At 36.3% G+C, this 18772-nt stretch carries 19 protein-coding genes and 1 riboswitch; of the genes, 16 read left to right on the top strand and 3 right to left on the bottom strand.

Translation table 11 applies throughout. The features are described from left to right. Positions 1 to 8: 8 nt before the first annotated feature. From AB3I20_RS06685 to AB3I20_RS06675, 3 genes are read left to right on the top strand one after another with little or no spacing between them, the layout of a single operon-like run. The gene (locus AB3I20_RS06685) at positions 9 to 902 is read left to right on the top strand and encodes a PTS sugar transporter subunit IIC (protein ID WP_067483895.1); all 894 of its coding nucleotides are present in this window, start codon (positions 9 to 11) and stop codon (positions 900 to 902) included. Next, positions 889 to 1698 carry a PTS system mannose/fructose/sorbose family transporter subunit IID gene (locus tag AB3I20_RS06680; protein ID WP_067483896.1) on the top strand — a complete coding sequence of 270 codons (810 nt, stop codon included), beginning with the start codon at positions 889 to 891 and terminating at the stop codon, positions 1696 to 1698. The genes AB3I20_RS06685 and AB3I20_RS06680 overlap by 14 nt, the downstream gene beginning before the upstream one ends. A gap of 13 nt (positions 1699 to 1711) precedes the next feature. Next, positions 1712 to 2116: a PTS sugar transporter subunit IIA gene (locus AB3I20_RS06675; protein WP_086270637.1), complete on the top strand. Its 405-nt coding sequence runs from the start codon at positions 1712 to 1714 to the stop codon at positions 2114 to 2116. Between the two features lie 85 nt (positions 2117 to 2201). Here AB3I20_RS06675 and yidC read toward each other — a convergent pair whose 3' ends face one another. Together yidC and AB3I20_RS06665 are read right to left on the bottom strand one after the other, a co-directional pair. Continuing rightward, positions 2202 to 3137, bottom strand: coding sequence for a membrane protein insertase YidC (yidC, locus tag AB3I20_RS06670; protein ID WP_067483898.1), 936 nt, complete (start codon positions 3135 to 3137; stop codon positions 2202 to 2204). A gap of 173 nt (positions 3138 to 3310) precedes the next feature. Beyond that, positions 3311 to 3586 carry an acylphosphatase gene (locus tag AB3I20_RS06665; protein WP_067483900.1) on the bottom strand — a complete coding sequence of 92 codons (276 nt, stop codon included), beginning with the start codon at positions 3584 to 3586 and terminating at the stop codon, positions 3311 to 3313. 105 nt (positions 3587 to 3691) lie between these two features. Here AB3I20_RS06665 and AB3I20_RS06660 point away from each other — a divergent pair, with 105 nt between their 5' ends. The 13 genes from AB3I20_RS06660 (at position 3692) to AB3I20_RS06600 (ending at position 17022) form a co-directional block, all read left to right on the top strand. Beyond that, on the top strand, positions 3692 to 4456 hold the full coding sequence (locus AB3I20_RS06660; RefSeq protein ID WP_071868703.1) for an RNA methyltransferase: 765 nt from the start codon (positions 3692 to 3694) through the stop codon (positions 4454 to 4456). 119 nt (positions 4457 to 4575) lie between these two features. After that, complete coding sequence (locus AB3I20_RS06655) at positions 4576 to 5079, top strand: HD domain-containing protein (protein WP_067483904.1); 504 nt, start codon at positions 4576 to 4578, stop codon at positions 5077 to 5079. A 365-nt stretch (positions 5080 to 5444) separates the two neighbouring features. After that, the gene (locus tag AB3I20_RS06650) at positions 5445 to 5777 is read left to right on the top strand and encodes an LPXTG cell wall anchor domain-containing protein (protein ID WP_071868704.1); all 333 of its coding nucleotides are present in this window, start codon (positions 5445 to 5447) and stop codon (positions 5775 to 5777) included. After that, a complete protein-coding gene (locus AB3I20_RS06645) occupies positions 5774 to 6502 on the top strand; it encodes a WxL domain-containing protein (protein WP_270660435.1) in 729 nt (242 codons plus the stop codon). The genes AB3I20_RS06650 and AB3I20_RS06645 overlap by 4 nt, the downstream gene beginning before the upstream one ends. 20 nt (positions 6503 to 6522) lie before the next feature. After that, complete coding sequence (locus AB3I20_RS06640; protein WP_075491417.1) at positions 6523 to 7302, top strand: WxL domain-containing protein; 780 nt, start codon at positions 6523 to 6525, stop codon at positions 7300 to 7302. Positions 7303 to 7321: 19 nt separating this feature from the next. Further along, positions 7322 to 9967, top strand: coding sequence for a pectate lyase-like adhesive domain-containing protein (locus AB3I20_RS06635; protein ID WP_368027118.1), 2646 nt, complete (start codon positions 7322 to 7324; stop codon positions 9965 to 9967). 22 nt (positions 9968 to 9989) lie between these two features. Continuing rightward, positions 9990 to 10739 (top strand): WxL domain-containing protein, encoded by a 750-nt coding sequence (locus AB3I20_RS06630; RefSeq protein WP_075491415.1) that lies wholly within the window; start codon positions 9990 to 9992, stop codon positions 10737 to 10739. 58 nt (positions 10740 to 10797) lie between these two features. After that, the gene (locus AB3I20_RS06625) at positions 10798 to 11880 is read left to right on the top strand and encodes a DUF916 and DUF3324 domain-containing protein (protein ID WP_270344652.1); all 1083 of its coding nucleotides are present in this window, start codon (positions 10798 to 10800) and stop codon (positions 11878 to 11880) included. After that, positions 11861 to 12616: a class A sortase gene (locus AB3I20_RS06620; protein WP_071869154.1), complete on the top strand. Its 756-nt coding sequence runs from the start codon at positions 11861 to 11863 to the stop codon at positions 12614 to 12616. Before AB3I20_RS06625 ends, AB3I20_RS06620 begins: the two co-directional genes overlap by 20 nt. Before the next feature lie 457 nt (positions 12617 to 13073). Continuing rightward, entirely contained in the window at positions 13074 to 13643 is a 570-nt protein-coding gene (locus tag AB3I20_RS06615; RefSeq protein WP_368027117.1) for a helix-turn-helix domain-containing protein, read from the top strand. A 14-nt stretch (positions 13644 to 13657) separates the two neighbouring features. Further along, the gene (locus AB3I20_RS06610) at positions 13658 to 14497 is read left to right on the top strand and encodes a hypothetical protein (protein ID WP_368027116.1); all 840 of its coding nucleotides are present in this window, start codon (positions 13658 to 13660) and stop codon (positions 14495 to 14497) included. 451 nt (positions 14498 to 14948) lie between these two features. Next, positions 14949 to 15596, top strand: a complete 648-nt coding sequence (locus tag AB3I20_RS06605; protein WP_067483924.1) for a FusB/FusC family EF-G-binding protein — start codon at positions 14949 to 14951, stop codon at positions 15594 to 15596. A gap of 41 nt (positions 15597 to 15637) precedes the next feature. After that, positions 15638 to 15702: riboswitch (Fluoride riboswitch) on the top strand. A gap of 54 nt (positions 15703 to 15756) precedes the next feature. After that, on the top strand, positions 15757 to 17022 hold the full coding sequence (locus AB3I20_RS06600; protein WP_270345137.1) for a voltage-gated chloride channel family protein: 1266 nt from the start codon (positions 15757 to 15759) through the stop codon (positions 17020 to 17022). Between the two features lie 547 nt (positions 17023 to 17569). On the opposite strand, the gene AB3I20_RS06595 is transcribed toward AB3I20_RS06600, so the two are convergent. Continuing rightward, positions 17570 to 18769 carry a YdcF family protein gene (locus AB3I20_RS06595; protein ID WP_071869151.1) on the bottom strand — a complete coding sequence of 400 codons (1200 nt, stop codon included), beginning with the start codon at positions 18767 to 18769 and terminating at the stop codon, positions 17570 to 17572. Positions 18770 to 18772: the final 3 nt, after the last annotated feature.

Below are 18772 nucleotides of genomic sequence, written 5' to 3'. Positions count from 1 at the left end.
AATAATTCATGGATATTCAATGGTGGCAGATCTTATTATTATCATTATACGCAGGCTATCAAATTTTAGATGAGTTACAAATTTATTCGTCAATGAGTGCACCCGTGTTTGCAGGTTTATTTGCAGGTTTAGTGATGGGTGACTTGCAATCCGGTCTTATTATTGGTGGTAGTATGCAGTTAACAGTGTTAGGTGTTGGGACATTTGGTGGTGCCTCTAAGATTGACGCAAACTCAGGGACGATTTTAGCGACGGCATTCTCTATCTCGCTTGGAATGAATCCTGAGCAAGCGATTGCAGCAATTGCTGTGCCGGTAGCTAGTTTGATGATCCAATTAGATATTTTAGCTCGCTTTGCAAATACGTATTTTGCACATCGAATTGATCGACATGTTGAAACAATGAATTATAAAGCAATTGAACGAAACTTCTTGATGGGTGCCTTACCTTGGTCACTTTCTCGATTAGTTCCTGTCTTCTTAGCTTTGGCTTTTGGTGGCGGCTTAGTTGAAAATGTTGTTGGTGTGTTAAATGGTGACCTAAAATGGCTAGGTGATGGTTTGTCTGTAGCCGGAGCTGTTTTGCCAGCAGTTGGGTTTGCTATCTTATTACGTTATCTACCTGTTAAGAAACATTTTCCATATCTTGTTTTAGGTTTCACGATTACTGCATTGTTAGCAACACTTTTCTCAAACGTTCAATTACTTGGAACAAGTGTCGCAAGTGTAGTGAAAGAAATGCCAGGAACGTTTAACTCATTACCAATGTTAGCTGTTGCTTTGATTGGATTTGCATTAGCAGCAATTAGTTATAAAAATGGTCAGAACAATCACAATCAAAAACCAGTAGCAAGCGAGCAAGTAGAATCAGCTGAGGGGGAAATCGAAGATGACGAAATCTAATTATAAATTGACAAAGGAAGATTTTAAACAAATCAATCGAAGAAGCTTATTCACCTTTCAACTAGGTTGGAACTATGAACGGATGCAAGGTTCAGGTTATTTGTATACGATTTTACCTCAACTTCGTAAAATTTATGGTGATGATACACCTGAATTAAAAGAAATAATGAAAACGCATACGCAGTTTTTTAATACGTCAAACTTCTTTAATACGATTGTAACTGGTATCGACCTTGCAATTGAAGAGAAGGAAGGCATTGCAGCAAAACAAACCGTTTCTGGGATGAAAGCTGGGTTAATGGGACCTTTTGCCGCAATTGGTGACTCGATCTTCGCAGCACTTATTCCAACTATTTTTGGTGCATTGGCTGCGAACATGGCAATCAATGGAAATCCAGCGGGTGTTTTCATTTGGATCGCGGCTCAAATTGCAGTCATGGTCTTTCGTTGGAAGCAATTGGAGTTTGCCTATAAGGAAGGAATTTCCTTGGTAACAACAATGCAATCGCGGCTCACTGCGTTAACTGATGCAGCAACTTTACTCGGTGTCTTCATGGTGGGCGCTTTAGTAGCAACGATGGTCAATGTAAAATTTTCTTGGGCACCAAGCATTGGTGATGTGACGTTAAACATGCAAAATAATATTGATATGATTTTACCTAAGCTTTTACCAGCAGCAATCGTTGGTGGTGTGTATTGGATGTTAGGTAAGAAAAATATGACATCTACACGCGCTATCTTTATTGTTTTGATTGTCTGTGTTGCGTTATCAGCCCTTGGTGTGATTTCAAAATAATGGGGTGTAAGAAATGAGTCAAGAGTTAGTTTTGATTAGTCATGGTCAATTATGTGAAGCCTTGAAAAAAAGTACAGAAATGATTATGGGACCACAAACAGCAATTCATACGGTGTCGTTGTTAGAATCAGATGGAGTAGAAGACTTTAAAGAAAAATTTTTACAAGTCACAGATGAATTAGACTCCTATGTTGTCTTTTGTGACTTAATGGGAGGGACGCCCTGCAATGTCATCTCTCGTATGATTATGGAAGGCGCAGCGATTGAACTTTATGCAGGGATGAATATGCCAATGGTGATTGAGTTTATCAATGGGACATTGCTTGATACACCTGTTGATTTTATTACTTCCGGTCAGCAAAATATCGTTTCTGTTAATCAAATGATTGCACTGACGAATGAAGAAGAGGATGAATAAAATTATACATCATGAAAAAGAGTGGCTGATCGAAGGATCAGCCACTCTTTTTCTTGTTGAAAGTAAAATGCTTGAAATAAAAATTTTAGTTACGGTTTTGTTTACCAGCATTTCGTTTTTTTGATGAATTATTTCTTTGTTGTGTATTGACTTGTTTAGGTGCTTTTTTCGTTTCAGCAGGTGTGACGTCTTTTCGAGGTGTCACGACTTGCTTGGGCGGATTTTGTTTCAATTCTTCAGCCACTTGAGCTTTTAAACGAGGCTTCATCAAAACGTTCGTAATGAATGTTTGAATACAACTAAAGATACCACCAACTACCCAGTACAGCGTAACGCCGGCTGGTGCACTAATTGACATAAAGACAATCATTGCTGGTGAAACAATCAGCATCGTACGCATGGTTTTCTTTTGCTCTTCGGGAATACCAATCGTTGAGATATATCCTTGAAGCAAATAAGCAATACCAGCGATAGCAACTAACACTAAACTTGGTGAGCCAAGATCGATTCCGTAAAAGCTTGATTCGCGGATTCCTTCAGTATAACGGGCAGTAAAGTAAAGTGCTGAGAAGATAGGCATTTGGATTAGCAAGGGTAAGCAACCAATTCCACCAGTCATACTCATCCCATTATCTTTATATACTTGTTGCATCTCTGCTTGTGCAGCGACTTGTTCTTCACGAGTCGTAGCAGCTTTTAACTTTTCTTGTGCAGCTGATACTTGTGGTTTTAACGCTTGCATTTTTTCTGATTGGATCATTGTTTTTTTCGATTGGCTAATACCTAAAGGCAGGATTACTAACCGAACGATAATAGTCAAAACAATAACGGCCCAGCCATAAGACCAATTAAAATTTTCTACTAAATAGGTAATTGCTTGCCCCATCGGATGAACAAGAACTCGATAGACAAAACCTGATGTGTCAGGATTTCCATGCGAGTCAGTTCGAACACAACCGGATAAAAAAAGTAGGACAGTAACTAGTCCAGATCCCAATAACCAATTTTTCCATTTATTCATAAAATACTTCCTCTTCCATAATTTTTACACAAAATTAACTATACTAAAAAAAATTTCATAATTCAATCAACTTCATAGAAAAGTCATAGAAATGTTCGGAAACTGTCCCCAGAATACACAGAAAAAATAAAGAGGAAAATCAGAAACCTGTTTTTTCCTTTTTCATGAAGTTCTTAGTAGATGACGTCAAAACTTGTTCGGTTATCCATCCACGGATTGTCTTGTAAATCGAGATAGGTCACTCGACCAGCAGGACTGGGTGAATCTTTGATCTCTTTAATGAAGCTTTCTACTTGTTCATCCTCGCCTGCGGCCTCTATTGTAACGGAACCATCTTCTTCATTTTTTACTGTTCCATAAATTCCTAAACGATCTGCAACCATTTTTGTTGTGTAACGAAAACCAACACCTTGGACGCGACCTTGGACATTCATTTTGACTTTACGCATAAGTTGTCACCCGCTTTCATTTTCTTATCTTTATGATAACTATTTTTTATGAGAGAAACAAGTTACAGCCTTGAATACATGCTATAATCAAGTGAGGTGAAAAAGGTGAAAGAAATTCAATCCGCAAAAAATCCACGAATCAAAGAATTGAAAAAATTGCATAAGAAAAAATATCGCGAAGAAAATCGCGCTTATCTTTTAGAAGGTTTTCACTTGATTGAAGAGGCAGTGGCTGCAAATGCTGTCATCAAAGAAATTTATGTTACCCAAAAAGGTCAAAGAGAATGGCAAACTTGGCTAGAGAAACTAGCTGAGATTGAATTATTTTTCGTAACAGATGAAGTCATGCAAGCCTTATCTGATTTACCAACACCACAGGGAATCCTTGCTGTTGTAGCACGTGAAGCAATGGAACCACCAGTTTTTTCGGGTGGCTGGTTGTTGCTAGATAATGTCCAAGATCCCGGAAATGTGGGGACGATGATTCGAACAGCTGACGCTTTTGGCTTAGCAGGCGTGTTGCTTGGCCAGGGAACAGCTGATTTATACAGTACGAAAGTGTTAAGAAGTATGCAAGGCAGTAATTATCATTTGCCTGTTATCCAGATGGACTTATCACTTGCTGTTCAGCAACTAAAAGAGCAGGGGATTATGATTTATGGAACAGAGTTGAATGAAGCAGCAACTGCGTTGAATGAAGTAGAAAAACCGGCTAATTTTGCCATTATTATGGGAAATGAAGGACAGGGAGTTAGCCAAGAATTATTGAACTTCACAGATAAAAATATCTATATACCAATGAGTGGAAATGCTGAATCATTGAACGTAGGTGTGGCGACAGGTATCTTGTTGTACCACTTTGCAGTTTAGTTAAGGAACTATTAAGCTTTCTTATTTTACTGCTCTGTAGCTAGAATCTTATCGTTTCAGGTGATATACTATGGTCAATTTCAGAAATAACGAAAATCAAAAGGTGGCAGATTGAAAATATGACAGAAAAATGGCGTGAAGACGAAGAATACATGTCTTATGTAGCAGATCTTTTGGAAACAGATGCAGTGAAAAAATTAGCCGACTACACGCAACATGTCCACTCAACACGATTGGAACATTCCATTAGTGTTTCTTATTATAGTTATTTATTAGCGAAAAAATGGGGCGGGGATGCTAAGGCAACAGCAAGAGCTGGGCTTTTACATGATCTGTTTTATTACGACTGGCGAACGACTAAATTTGATGAAGGTTCACATGCGTATGTACACCCAAGAATTGCTGTGAAAAATGCAGAAAAAATCACGGAACTATCTGATTTAGAACGTGATATTATCTTGAAACATATGTGGGGAGCAACCATTGCACCACCCAAATATAAAGAAAGCTACATTGTGACATTTGTTGATAAGTATTGTGCAGTGAAAGAAGCTGCTCAACCAATGACTAGTAGCATGCGTCAAAAATGGCAACATTATTTTGGAAAAGAACAATCTATTTAAGACAAAAAGCATAGGGCAGCGATCGTAATTGATCGTTGTCTTTTTTTCTATCGAAAGAGCAAGAAAACAGCGAATAATCTGTTTTTCTGCTCTCTTTTTGATTGCCTTAATGGAATAATCATTTTGTATATGAATAACGATTAAGAAAAATAAAATAATAACTATGATTTGCAATACAAAAAAAGAAAGCGGTCAAAAAATCCCGTGTGTAAACGCTAACAATTGTTGGCACATAACGGTTTATATATTTTTTTTTGATAGTTAAGTAAAAAGTTTGAAAGAAACAAGTTTTTTATTTTTTTATAATTAAGTATGGTTGGAGGCCAGTTCAATCAAATCACAAAAAGACAAGAAAGGAGTAGCATATGAGAAATATTTTAAAAATGATGAGTGTTCTACTGCTATTTTTTTGTGTAATAGGGATTACAAATGAAATAAATGCAATAGAGCAGAACTATGACTCAAATGGACAAGCGAGTTTTTATGGTAAATATGAGTACGAGAATAAAAATGATTCAAATAATTCTGGATCTGATTGGGTAGCAGGATCTAATAATTATTTATCAACTGGCCAAGTCATATTACCAAGTACAGGAGATTATACTTATCCAGCTTTTACGCATGTGGGGGTTATTCTGTTAATCGGAGTAAGCATTTTTATTTTTATGAAAAAGAGAAAAGGGGAATTTGATAGATGAAAAAGATGGTTAAATTGATGTCAACTACTTTGCTATTCAGTTTGATGGCACACTCGATTCAAGTGGCTGCAGAGGAAACATTTCCAAAAGAATACAACTCAGAAGGAATTATTACTTTTGAAGCAGGGGACGAAGAGGTAACACCCCCAGTCGATCCGGAAAATCCAGATCCAACAGATCCTGTAGATCCAGTGGATCCTCCAGGACCAGGAACAGGTGGGGCATTATCGATTGATTATGGTTCAAAATTTAAATTTGGTGTACAAAAAATCTCTACAGCAGATAAAGTGTATTACGCAGCACCAGATGAAATGACAGATGGTTCTAAAAAACCGACTTATGTCCAAGTTACCGATAAAAGGGGGACGTTGGCAGGATGGAAGCTAAGTCTTTCACAACCAGAACAATTCAAAACAGCATCAGGTGAAGAGTTAGTTGGCGCACAGTTAGCATTTACAAAGGGACAAGCTGCTTCATTAGTTGACGCAAAATATACACCAACAACTGTGAACGCTGATTTAATATTGACACCTGGAGCAAGTAATACGCTTGCAATCAATGCGAAAGAAGGAACTGGCGTTGGAACATGGGTTTATCGTTTTGGTGCCAATGAAGAAGAAAACAAAGACGCTGTTCAACTTTCAGTACCAGGGAAATCGGTCAAATTAGCACAACAATATTCAACAAAATTAGTATGGTCTTTGGAAAATACACCAAATAACTAAGTTTGAGGAGGAGAGTATCAATGAAAAAGCAACTCATCGGTCTGTTAGCTTTTAGCACTTTAGGACTGTTAGCGCTATCTATCGAAGGATATGCAGCAGAAAACAAACAGTATGAATCAAATGGAATCGTAGAGTTTATTCCTAATTTAGATCCAACAGATCCACTTGATCCAGAAAATCCAGATCCAGAAAAACCAGTAAATCCAATCGATCCAACAGATCCAGATGGACCAAATCCAGGAACAAATGGACCATTGTCAATTGACTATGCTTCTAGTTTAGATTTTGGTAAAAATCGTATCTCCAATAAAGATCAAGTTTACTTTGCCAGAGCACAAGCTTATCAAGGTGACCAAAAAGATACGGCGAACTTTGTTCAGATTTCTGACAATCGCGGAACAAACGGTGGTTGGACGTTGACAGTTAAACAAGAGACTCAATTAACTTCGACAACACAAACATTGAATAATGTTTTAACGGGTGCACAAATTACTTTAAATGATCCAACAGTGAATAGTAATGCACAAAACGTAGTAGCTCCTGATGCAAAAGATAATATTGCTTTAGTACCTGGACAGGAGTCTGTTGTGACAACAGCCAAAGCAGAAGCTGGTGCTGGAACTTGGGCAACCTATTGGGGAGCTGTAGAAGAAGTAGAAGAAGTTGATGAAAATGGTGATGCACAAAAGGTAAATGTTACAAAGGCTATCCAATTAGCTGTACCTGGTTCAACGCCTAAAGATGCGGTTAAATACCAAACAAAATTAGTTTGGACGTTAACGGATGTTCCAGGAATTTAGAGATTAGGGGGAAAGAGATATGTTCAAAGGAAAAATAGTTACGCTAATGTTAAGCGGCATATTAGCGACCAATATCTCTCCTATTGTCAATACATTTAGTTCAGACTCTATTACAAACAGTTCTGAAACCACTCAAAATGAATTACCTGATACAGACATTTCAAAACGATTAAACACGGATATTTCTGATCAGCAAACAGAAACGAGCGACATTCCGACAGCTGATTCAACCCGTGAGACACTTTCTTCAAGTGAAAATGGGAATGAAAGTACTACAGAATCAAGTGATACTACAAAGAAAACGTCTAAAGTAGAAGAAAAAAATGAGGGCAATGCGCTAATCACTACAAGAGAAGCAGCTATTGACGGTGTAGAAGTATCCAGTTGGAGTACATTTGTTCAAGCTATTAGAGACGAAGCAGTCACTAAGATTATTTTGACAGGTGATTTTGACAATCCCAGTAATACAGATACATCTTTAACCAACTATTCGAGAAAAAATGACTTAGAAATAGATGGTAGAGGTCATCGAGTGGATTTCAAAAGTACATCTATTCAGCTGGGTTCGCCAACAGGATCAGGGAATTTTCATATGCATGATATCGTGCTTAATCAACGTTACGGTGGAGCAAATAGTGAAGACATTGTGGGCACTCGTTTAAATTACACTAATGGCGGGAAATGGCGATATCGTTTTGGCAATATTACAACGGAACCCGATGTCCAAAGGCTGGCAAGAGCCTCTTATTCTGAAGTAACCGTATATGGAAAAATGGACATCGATACACGTGCGGAAAACTTCTATTTAGGTAGTTTGAAAATGGAAGATGGTACCAATTACAAAGGGAATGTAAATTATTACAATTTCTCGATTTTTTGGTATAACGTTGCTGCTGCAGATACATCCACAGGTGCAAGCAAAGAATTTACGATTGGAAAAAATTGTCGTGTCGATTTAACACAAAGTCAGACAACGGGTACGACTTATCCAGCAGTTTATTCATATTATCAAGCATTGACGGTGGGAGAAAATAGTACATTTAATGTAAATATGCCCGGAAATGCTGTTCGATTTGATATGGATGGTGCAGGAATGACTATAAAAGCAGGGGCAATCGTTAACTTAACTAGTAAACAAAATTCTGGTTCAGTTGTAGCTTATAGTAATGACAATAATTATTTGATTGTTGAACCAGGGGCTTACTTTTACACGATTGGTGTAAGTAATCAGCCACTGATTAATTTGTCTGCCAATGGACTAGGTACGGGAAATGTTAGAAGACAAAATAACAAGTTTATTTTGAGTAGTCCTGCTCAATACGACATTCGTAATTTAAGAGATGGCTACACAGCAGTTCAAGTTGCTATGGGAAATTATACGGATAATCTTTTTCAGATTGTCGATTCTGATATTGATTTGTGGAAGTTAGCTACCCAACCTCTAGGCCCCTCAGATGAAACATATACAAAAGTAGCTCAATTTTCAGTAACCGGTAATGGCTCAAATGAACAAATTAGTGCTACTACCTCGGGATTGAATTCTTTTTCTCAAAAAAATTATCGTAGAATCTCAGGAATGAACCAAAACCCTGTCGTTGAGTGGGTTCCTGTTACAGATGCAGATAAAACAATTAAAGCCAGAGTGATTATCGGTTATGTGCCGGATAACAATGGATTAAATGCTGACGGAGAAGTTAGCTATATTCCTGTTTATGCTTCCAAAAATCAAGCAAATGTGACAATTACTGATACCCACGGGAAAGTAACGAAAGATTTATTGACAGATGAAAATGGCTATGCAAGTTATCAATCAGAATCATTTAATCTTGCAGAAAAAGATATGCATGCAACAGCGCAAAGAGGTCCATGGATTTCGGAAGAAGCATCAAAATATCTTGTAATTGATGTTACACCTCCAGAACCAGCCATTATCGATAGTGGTGAAACCTTATCACCTTTGGTCAAAGAGCTATCAGGAACTGGTGAAGCTGGGGCAATCGTTACGATAACACTAAATGGTGAAAAGCAAACCAATACTACGAATGTTTCTAGTGAAGGAAAATGGACGTTGTCCCTTTCAAATCTAAGTTTAAAGAAAGATGATGTACTACAAATCTTTTTACAGGATACAAGTGGCAAAATAACACAAATTCCGGATCCACCAAAAACGAATACTGAAGTTGGGAACATTCAGCCTGCAGAAGAATATGCTTACCGCGATGCTGTCTTTAAAGCTGCAACAAAAATAGTTGTCATAGGAACCTTAGAACTGAAGGCTGTACCTGAAACATTTGATTTTGGTACGCAAAAAGTTAGCAGTATCCGAACAAAATATACACCCAATGTAATTGGAAACTTAATTGTTTCTGATACGCGGGGAGCTGAAAAAAATCCTTGGCGAATTACGTTGAAAGAAAAATCTCCTTTAGTTTCGGACCATAATAGCTTAGCGGGACAATTTTATTACACGAATGATGTGGAAACAATCAATATTACTAGTGAATCAATTCCCGTTGAAGAAGGTAAGCTAACAGAAGATGGCGAAACAAATTTATCAGACGGTTGGAATGATACAGAGGGACTCAGTCTGAAAATACCGATAGAAAAACAATTGTTAGGGACTTATAAAGGAACTTTAGAATGGGCGCTTGAAGATGTCCCATAATCAAAAGAATGGAGCAAATAAAATGAAAAAATCAACTAAATTATTTATGTCAACAATTATCCTAGGCGCACTAACTGTACCAGTAACTACTTTTGCAGCTGACGGTGGCGTTTATACTTCAAACGGTGTGGTAGAATTCGTACCAAATGAAGACCCAACCGATCCAGTTGACCCTACGGATCCAACAGGTCCAGTAAATCCAATCGATCCAACGGATCCAGATGGACCAAATCCTGGAACAAATGGTCCACTATCAATTGACTATGCTTCAAGTTTAGATTTTGGTGTACAAAAAATCACTTCGAAAGACCAAACTTACTTTGCTGCATCACAAAAGTATAACACCTTAGATGCAGAGGGTAATCCATCAACTGAAGTGAAAGAGGGCCCCAATTATGTTCAAGTGACTGATAATCGTGGGACAGAGGCTGGCTGGTCATTGAAAGTGAATCAAGAAGGTCAATTTACATCTACTTCAGGAAAAGAACTAACTGGTGCAACAATTAGTTTCAAAAATGGGCGTGTAGTGACAGCATCTGATTCAGGTAAACCAGTTGGACCAGAAACAATCGTTTTAAATGCAGATGGTTCACAATCTGATGTTATGGCAGCCAGTGTAGGAAACGGTGCTGGAACGTACCTTTACACTTGGGGAACTGCTACAACAGCTAGTGAAAGCATTGAACTAAGTGTCCCAGGTTCAACAACAAAATATGCTGAAAAATATTCAACTAAGTTAACATGGACACTGACTGACGTACCAGGAAATTAATGCCTTGAGAGACGAGAAATCATTCTCGTCTCTTATCTATTGGTAAGGAGTGGTTTGATTGAAACGAAAACAAATACTATTCACAATTGCACTAGTTATTTTAAGTGTTTTTGCTAGCAGTAAAACGATAGCTGCCAGTGAATTCAATTTCGCGGTTACGCCGATAACACCTGCAAATCAAATTGACAAGGAAAAAACTTATTTTGATATCCAGCTCGAACCAAATCAACAAGAAAAGTTAAACGTTAATTTGCGAAATGATACGGATAAAGAAGTTAAAATTGATGTTTCACTAAATAGTGCTACGACTAATTCAAATGTAGTAGTTGAATATGGAAAAAATGAGATAAAAAAAGATAGTAGCCTAACATTTAATCTGGAAGATTATGTGGACTATCCAGAAACAGTTACCTTGAAACCTCATAGTAATCAAACCGTTACCTTCCAAGTTACGATGCCAAATGAAACATTTGATGGCGTACTGGCTAGTGGGATTACATTTAAAGAAGTTCAAGATGAAGAGAAACAAAAGGAAAAAGATGAACAAGGATTATCAATCAAAAATGAGTATTCTTATGTTGTAGCTTTACTGATGCGCCAAAACTTAAATGAAGTGGCACCTAATTTAATTCTTCATGAGGTTGAGCCTGGGCAAATCAATGCTAGAAATGTCATTTTAGCGAATATCCAAAATGATCAAAAAACGTATATCAACCAAGTGAGTATTCAAACCGAAATTACAAAAAAAGGTCGCTCAGAAGTTTTATACCGTGAAGATAAAGAAGATTTACAGATTGCACCAAACAGCAACTTTTCTTTTCCTACTTCTCTAGGTGGTGCTGCCTTGGAACCAGGTGAGTATCATCTAAAAATGACTGTATTTGGAAATGAAAATGAGTCAGGAAAGTTTACTAGAGAAAAAGAGAACACGACTGTTAATTACACCAACCATTGGGAATTTGAAAAAGATTTTACAATTGCTGGTGATGTTGCTCAGAAGTTAAATGCGAAGGATGTCACAATCAAAAAAGATAATACTAAACTTTATATCCTGATAGGAATCATTTTCTTGTTATTGATGTTGTTGCTGATACTTTGGTTGATTTGGAGAAAGAAAAAACATGAGGAAGAACAAACTTAAAATCATTATCAATTTACTTTTTATTATGGGTGTATGTTTGATTTCTTTTCCTATTATTAAAAATACAATTACAATCGTAAAAATTCAAAAGACAAAAGTAGTAACAAAGGAAGAACTGCCAGTAGTAAACCCGAATGAACGAATCGTTTTACCGACAATTGAAAGTTATCTAACAGCATCTTCCAAAAATCTTGGAACAGCTATCGGAGAACTAAACATTCCCAGCCAGAAAATAAAAATACCTATTTTTGCTGGTTTAAACAATCAACAAATGTTATTTGGTGTAGGGGCTATGTATCCAGAGCGTAATGTTCTAAAGGATAACTTGGTACTTTTGGGTCATCATTTAAGCATGACGGAGCTACTATTGGGCAATATTCAAAATTTACAAGTCAATGACAAAATCACTGTGACCTATCTAACGAACAAGATACAATATCGAGTAATTAAAAAGGAAACAGTCAATGAAACGAATCTTAGTGTTTTAGAAAGTACGAACATACCTCAGTTAACACTCATTACTTGTGATAAGCCTGAGCTTACTGATAAACGAATTGTAGTGACTGCAAAACTAGTTGATCGGGAAGAACAAGAAACTTTACAGAATACTAAGAATAATGTGACACCAAATAAAAAAATATTACAAAGGAGTATCGTGAAATATAGCTTAATACCTCTTTTCATAATGTTCACTGCATTAGGTATAGGTAGCTATGTGATTTGGCGATACGTATAAAATGATGAATCAGTATAAAAATATTTTATTGTAGAGTTCTATTATTCTCTCCCTTTTAAAAGCAACAAGTGTAGTATATGGAGAAGAAAATCAGTATCCTATTTATGACCCAACAAACCCTAATCAACAAGTCCAACCACTGGAAAATACACATGAAAATGAAGCCGTTGTTTCAATCGAAGATAGTTCTGAAACAGTATCTGAAACACAAGAGAGTAGTAAGGAATCGAAAGAAATACAAAAATCTTCTGCTACAACTTCAGTAACAAATGAAAAGGCTCAAAAGAAACCAACTAAGAAAATTTATTTAACGAAAGAACTATTTAATGTCAACAAAGATGTTATACAAAATGGTGGTCTTGATGGTGACGACCCAGACCCCGATAATCTATTTTATTTCCAATTGATTGATGAATTAGTGGGAACAGCAATATATGGAAGAAAGAGCTGATTACTAATGAATTATGAGTTTTTTTTGAGCAAAGAGGACTATCGCAGTTATTCCTTACTTAAATATTTGGAAGAAAGCTCAAATTTGTCAGAATCAATACTGAAAATCCAAGAGGAATTATCATTATCAACTTTCCTTTTGAAAAAAACGATTGAAAACTTAAATGATGATCTTGATGAGCTAGGTATAAGTGAACATTTAAAGATTCTTGCGACAGGTACAGAAGTTTCTTTAGAGATTGATGGCCATTATTCTAGTGGTTTTTTATTGTCAAATTATATCAAACGATCCATTTATTTAGATTTATTGATTGAATTTTTTCGAGAAGATTACACTACCCTTGAAGTTTTTGCAGATGAGCACCATATCAGTTATTCTTCAGCGTATACTATCTTGCAAGAGCTAAAAAAAGTGTTGAAGAAGCATCAGATTTTTTTTGATAAAAAAAATTATACGGAAATCGAAGGAATATTGTCATTTTCTATTATCAATTATTTCTGGTTACAGATATTTCTTATACGAAAGTTTATCCGGGAGATGTCATCGATCAAACAAATCAATTTATTTTTTTATTAAGTAATGAATATTCTTTGTCTGTTTATGAAAAGAAAAAATTATTTCATTATCTATCTGTCAATTTATTAGCAGAGAAGTCAAAAGAGTTAGAGATTTGTAAAAACATTATCCATTTTTTCTCTGAAGAAGACGTTACAAAAATAAAAAAGTTATTAAAAATATCTTCAACTACTTTTGGCTATCTAGTTCTGATTTGGCTTTATCTGAATGATAAAGTAGATCGAACGTATATCGAAAACAATAAAGACGAGGGTATCGAACAGTTAAATGATCACTTTATCCAAAAAATTGAAGAACGATTTAAGCCGCTTCAAGAAGAAAATACTTGGGAAATTCGTAGAGAACTAAGTAAAATTCATTTTAATATTCTGTATTATCCTATCAATAAATTTGATGAATTTACTATTAATATTTATTTTTTTAGGCAAAATTATCCGGAGTTCTACTTCTATTTGTTAGATTATGTCAAGTTATTAACGGAAGAGTACAAAGAATTATCTCGAGATAAAATTTTTCTGTTTTTTAGTTACTTGATGTTAGTAATCAATTATATACCGATCAAATTGATTTCTGATCCGGTAAAAGTCGGTATCGATTTTTCTTACGGATCTGCTTATAACCAATTCATCAAGAAAAACTTAGGTTTATATATCAATCTAAATGTAGAGGTCGTTGATGATGAACAATCAGCTTATACAGATGTAGTTATTACCAACATGAATAATTTGTATGGGGAAAGTTCTCCACAAGTTGTCGTCTGGTTAAATCCACCTCGCCCCGTCGATTGGGGAAATCTTACCAAGATTTTGTTGAAAATCCAAGAGGAAAAATATAAGAATAGTCAAAACAACTAATACTCGTACAAGTATTGTTACCAAAAAAAGACTTTTAGCTATTGATCAGTAGCCAAACATCGAAAAATGTTTTTTAGCCAAAAAGATGGAACAGAACGCAAGCACGTTTTGTCCATCTTTTTTATTGTCTGAAGTTTGATTATGGAAGAGAAAAGAGTCGATGTGTTCAAAAATGTGGAGAGCGTCTGAAACCTGTCGAAGGAATCTGGATATGTTTCTTTGAAGAGGGACACATCACAAGCAATGATTGACGAAAAAGCGAAATTGGTGTTTACTTACAGATGACCATTTAAGCAAGTACATAGATCAATACCATTAAAGGGGGTGATGATGAGATGCACACTAACGTATCTTATTTAAAAGAGTTGGGTTTGAACAAGTAACGACATGCTTTGTTGAAACAACTTTTTTCTTCAAAGTATGACTTTTGAAAGAAGAAAGGACTCTTAAAATGAAACAAACAATCCAACCATATCAATATTATTTTATTCAACGTGAAGTAGAACAATTACTTAATGCTTATTCTTCTGTGAACGATCCGAAAACGGTTCAAACAGTTCAAGCATTAGCAACTGAAAAAATTCATTCTGTCATTCAGGAAGAATTACCTGAGATCACCGATTTTTTAGCAATCGTAATGAATGTCACGCTAACACGAGCAAAAGCGGAGCGTGCGTTGGAAGAACTGAAATCCTATGTCATACCTTTTGAGCAACCTTCGAAGCAACAAGTTGACAAAATTTTTCGGAAAGTGAAAAAGCTGAAACAACCAACCTGGTCAGCATATGATCTTAGAGAACACACTTATGTAGGGTTCAACGATCCGGGAAGTCAAAGAAAGTATTTGCTTTACTATGAAGAAGGAAAACTCCAAGGAGATTACGGCAGTCTATCACCAACCATTACAAAAGGAATTTGTGCTATTTGCCAGAAAACATCGAATGTTTCACTCTTTCTTTCAACGACAAAGTCTGGTTCAGACGGTACCTATACAAAAAAAGGCAATTATATTTGTCATGATAGCGATATGTGTAATCATCAATTGGTACAACTTGAGCCATTTTATGAATTTGTTCACCGCGTGAAAAAAGAACGATAGTTGATTGTAATTTTCAGAAAATCATGCTATATTTTTAAATGAAGTGAATAGGTGATGGTGTTCGCCTTTAAACGTTTATCAATAAACTAATGACGCCTACTAAAAAACGGGATAAGTGTCCTCTTTTTTAGTAGGTGTCTTTTTTTTAGGAGGAGTTTTAATGGAAAAACAAACAACAAATGTGTTAAGAATAGGAGGCTATATGCTGAAGTGGCTACTGATTACGGCCATTTTAGGAGTGGTAATGGGAAGCCTTTCAGCATTTTTCTTAAACAGTTTAACGTTTGTAACTAATTTGCGCTTGACCCATACGTGGCTATTATTTCTTTTACCCGTAAGTGGTGCTATTTTTGCTTATTTATATACAAATTATGGTGGGAATTCAAGTCGTGGAAATAATTTAGTTATCGATCAAGGTAATGGTGGGGAAGAAAGAGTTCCGCTACGATTGATTCCATTGACTTTATTTGGAACAATCACGACTCACTTATTTGGTGGATCAGTTGGTCGTGAAGGAACGGCTGTTCAAATGGGGGGCGCATTAGCAGATAACTTATCACGTGTATTTAAACTGAATCAGTTAGAGCGAGAAATCTTGATTATCAGTGGAATCAGTGCAGGATTTAGTTCTGTTTTTGGCACACCTTTGGCAGGAACCTTGTTTGGCTTAGAGGTTTTAGCAATTGGGAAAGTTCGGACAGAGGCTTTATTTCCAAGCTTTTTTGCAGCTATTTTTGCAAATCTCATGGCAGAAAGTTTTGGAATTGTTCACGTCCATTATCCAATGGGAGAAATTCCTGCGTGGAGTGGTAGTTTATTTGGTAAATTGATGTTGGCAGGAATTGTCTTTGGTCTTTGTGGCTGGGTATTTAGTCGTTCAATCGTCTTTTTGAAAAAAGTCTATGCTAATTGGTTTACGAATCCTGTTTTACGAAACTTTATGGGTGGAGCAATTGTTGTTTTGGTAGCTGTTGTCTTGCAAACACAACGTTATCTTGGCTTAAGCTTACCTTTACTGCAAGATGCTTTTAATGGTAATGCGCACCCCTTTGATTTTTTAGGAAAACTGGGTTTTACTATTTTATCTTTGGGCGCTGGATTCCAAGGTGGGGAAGTAACACCCCTGTTTGAAATTGGTGCAACATTAGGTGCAAGTTTGGCACCAATCTTACATGTCTCTGTTCCATTTTTAGCTGGACTTGGTTTCATTGGTGTGTTTTCTGGTGCGACGAATACACCAATAGCTTGCTTTATTATGGGAGTTGAATTGTTTGGTAGTGAAGCAGCCGTGTATTTCTTTTTGATTTGTCTAGTTAGCTTTATGTGTTCTGGCAACAATGGTATTTATTCTGCACAACAGGTTAGTATAAAAAAGGGAATCTTTTTTACACCTGTTCTTGAATCATTCCGCAATAAAAGGAAATAAAAAAGCAAGTCGAGGTCAGTTCGGACTTCGACTTGCTTTTTGTTTTGTGGATATTTTTTGTTGAGTAATTAAGGTTTGGAGCTACAACCCTTTATTCACGGTGTTCCCAAAACAACTCCTCAAGATAGCTTGCAACCACTTCGAAATATGAAAAGCTATTTTGAGTGTCTGCTCACTATCTAGTCGGAGCTAACCGTTTTGCGCCACAACCTAATACACGGTGTTCCCCAAGCAACTTCTTCGGCAATAAGTCCTCTTTTCATAAAAATATCCTTACTGCTTGAAGCTGAACGCTTGGCACCACAACCTAATACACGGTGTTCCCAAAACAACTCCTCAAGATAGCTTGCAACCACTTCGAAATATGAAAAGCTATTTTGAGTGTCTGCTCACTATCTAGTCGGAGCTGAACGCTTGGCACCACAACCTTATACACGGTGTTCCCAAAACAACTCCTCAAGATAGCTTGCAACCACTTCAAAATATGAAAAGCTATTTTGAGTGTCTGCTCACTATCTAGTCAGAGCTAACCGTTTTGCGCCACAACCTAACTAAACAGTGTTACCAACACCAGCAACAAATCAAAAGCGAAAATCAACGAACACATAATGAGATGGCGCTTTTTATTCAGCATCAAGATTGCAATGTATTCTCTTAGAAAAGCATTTGGCAGATAATATAAAGCTGTCTTTGAACCAATTCCGTTTGCTTTGAGTTGTGCTTGTCGCGCATAAAGTCCTGCACGAAAAATATGATAGTTATTTGAACTGAAGATTGCTTGGTAAGGGCCTTTCATTAAACGATCCATGATTTCCTTAGAAAAACGCATATTTTCTAAAGTAGTCGTTGAATTTGTTTCAACAATAATCTGTTCTTCCGGAATGCCTTTTTTCAACGCGTAATTTTTCATTGCAACAGCTTCAGGCAACTTCTCGTCAGCTCCTTGTCCGCCAGACATCAATAATTTTGGTGGATTAAGTGTTGCTCGCTCTTGCGCTCGATAAAAGGCAATTGCTTTATCAATTCGTTGACCAAGTAAAGGTGATACTTTTTCACCACCCAAAAGTCCAGCACCTAAAACGATGATGAAATCTTGGTTGAACCGTGGACGATTGAATTGATATAGAACAGAAATCGTCAAGAAATTATAAAATACGACAAACAAGTAGAATAAAATCATGGGTACAACACTGAATAAAACGTTTGCCCACTGTGGCAGATATTGAAGTAAGAAAAGTTCAGTTAACAAAAAGATGGTTAAGAAAACACCAAGCAATAATGTCAACAAATTCGCTAGTGAATGTGATTCTTTTTTTAATACCACGATGCCATTCCAAAATAAAACGACAATCAATATATATAATCCAAACAACAGGATTAAAAGAAGGGGAATAGCAATCAGTGCAAGCAATCCACCAATGAAAACATTCTCTGTTTCAAACAAAAGCATGACTAAGTAAATACCGAAGCTGATCAGAAATAAATTAAACAACCACCCATTCAGTAGTCGCCTTTTCTCCGTAAAATAAAAAAAGGCAAAGACACTAAAAAAGAATAAGGGAATCATAAAAAAGAGTGAGTGATAGGAAATTTCTAATACAATCAAGTAAGTCAGTAATACACCAAAGGACCATGTACTACCATAGAAAAAAAGTGCAGGATCTTTTTGTTTTTTCCGCCAATAATAAATACCAACAATGCCTAAAAAATAGAGAGCCATAAAAGCTAGATCTCTGGTTAAATTCATAAG

This window comes from Enterococcus sp. C50 (genome assembly GCF_040887505.1).
Classification (GTDB): domain Bacteria; phylum Bacillota; class Bacilli; order Lactobacillales; family Enterococcaceae; genus Enterococcus_B; species Enterococcus_B thailandicus.
The sequence above is the reverse complement of the archived record's forward strand: the minus strand, read 5'-3'. Positions and strand labels throughout refer to the sequence as shown.

Excerpts from the sequence above, each read along its gene's own strand:
- AB3I20_RS06645 (WP_270660435.1), top strand. The coding sequence starts at position 5,774 with ATGAAAAAGATGGTTAAATTGATGTCAACTACTTTGCTATTCAGTTTG.
- AB3I20_RS06595 (WP_071869151.1), bottom strand. The coding sequence starts at position 18,769 with ATGAATTTAACCAGAGATCTAGCTTTTATGGCTCTCTATTTTTTAGGC.
- AB3I20_RS06655 (WP_067483904.1), top strand. The coding sequence starts at position 4,576 with ATGACAGAAAAATGGCGTGAAGACGAAGAATACATGTCTTATGTAGCA.
- AB3I20_RS06615 (WP_368027117.1), top strand. The coding sequence starts at position 13,074 with ATGAATTATGAGTTTTTTTTGAGCAAAGAGGACTATCGCAGTTATTCC.
- AB3I20_RS06635 (WP_368027118.1), top strand. The coding sequence starts at position 7,322 with ATGTTCAAAGGAAAAATAGTTACGCTAATGTTAAGCGGCATATTAGCG.
- AB3I20_RS06640 (WP_075491417.1), top strand. The coding sequence starts at position 6,523 with ATGAAAAAGCAACTCATCGGTCTGTTAGCTTTTAGCACTTTAGGACTG.
- yidC (WP_067483898.1), bottom strand. The coding sequence starts at position 3,137 with ATGAATAAATGGAAAAATTGGTTATTGGGATCTGGACTAGTTACTGTC.
- AB3I20_RS06650 (WP_071868704.1), top strand. The coding sequence starts at position 5,445 with ATGAGAAATATTTTAAAAATGATGAGTGTTCTACTGCTATTTTTTTGT.
- AB3I20_RS06630 (WP_075491415.1), top strand. The coding sequence starts at position 9,990 with ATGAAAAAATCAACTAAATTATTTATGTCAACAATTATCCTAGGCGCA.
- AB3I20_RS06605 (WP_067483924.1), top strand. The coding sequence starts at position 14,949 with ATGAAACAAACAATCCAACCATATCAATATTATTTTATTCAACGTGAA.
- AB3I20_RS06600 (WP_270345137.1), top strand. The coding sequence starts at position 15,757 with ATGGAAAAACAAACAACAAATGTGTTAAGAATAGGAGGCTATATGCTG.
- AB3I20_RS06665 (WP_067483900.1), bottom strand. The coding sequence starts at position 3,586 with ATGCGTAAAGTCAAAATGAATGTCCAAGGTCGCGTCCAAGGTGTTGGT.
- AB3I20_RS06685 (WP_067483895.1), top strand. The coding sequence starts at position 9 with ATGGATATTCAATGGTGGCAGATCTTATTATTATCATTATACGCAGGC.
- AB3I20_RS06680 (WP_067483896.1), top strand. The coding sequence starts at position 889 with ATGACGAAATCTAATTATAAATTGACAAAGGAAGATTTTAAACAAATC.
- AB3I20_RS06620 (WP_071869154.1), top strand. The coding sequence starts at position 11,861 with ATGAGGAAGAACAAACTTAAAATCATTATCAATTTACTTTTTATTATG.
- AB3I20_RS06675 (WP_086270637.1), top strand. The coding sequence starts at position 1,712 with ATGAGTCAAGAGTTAGTTTTGATTAGTCATGGTCAATTATGTGAAGCC.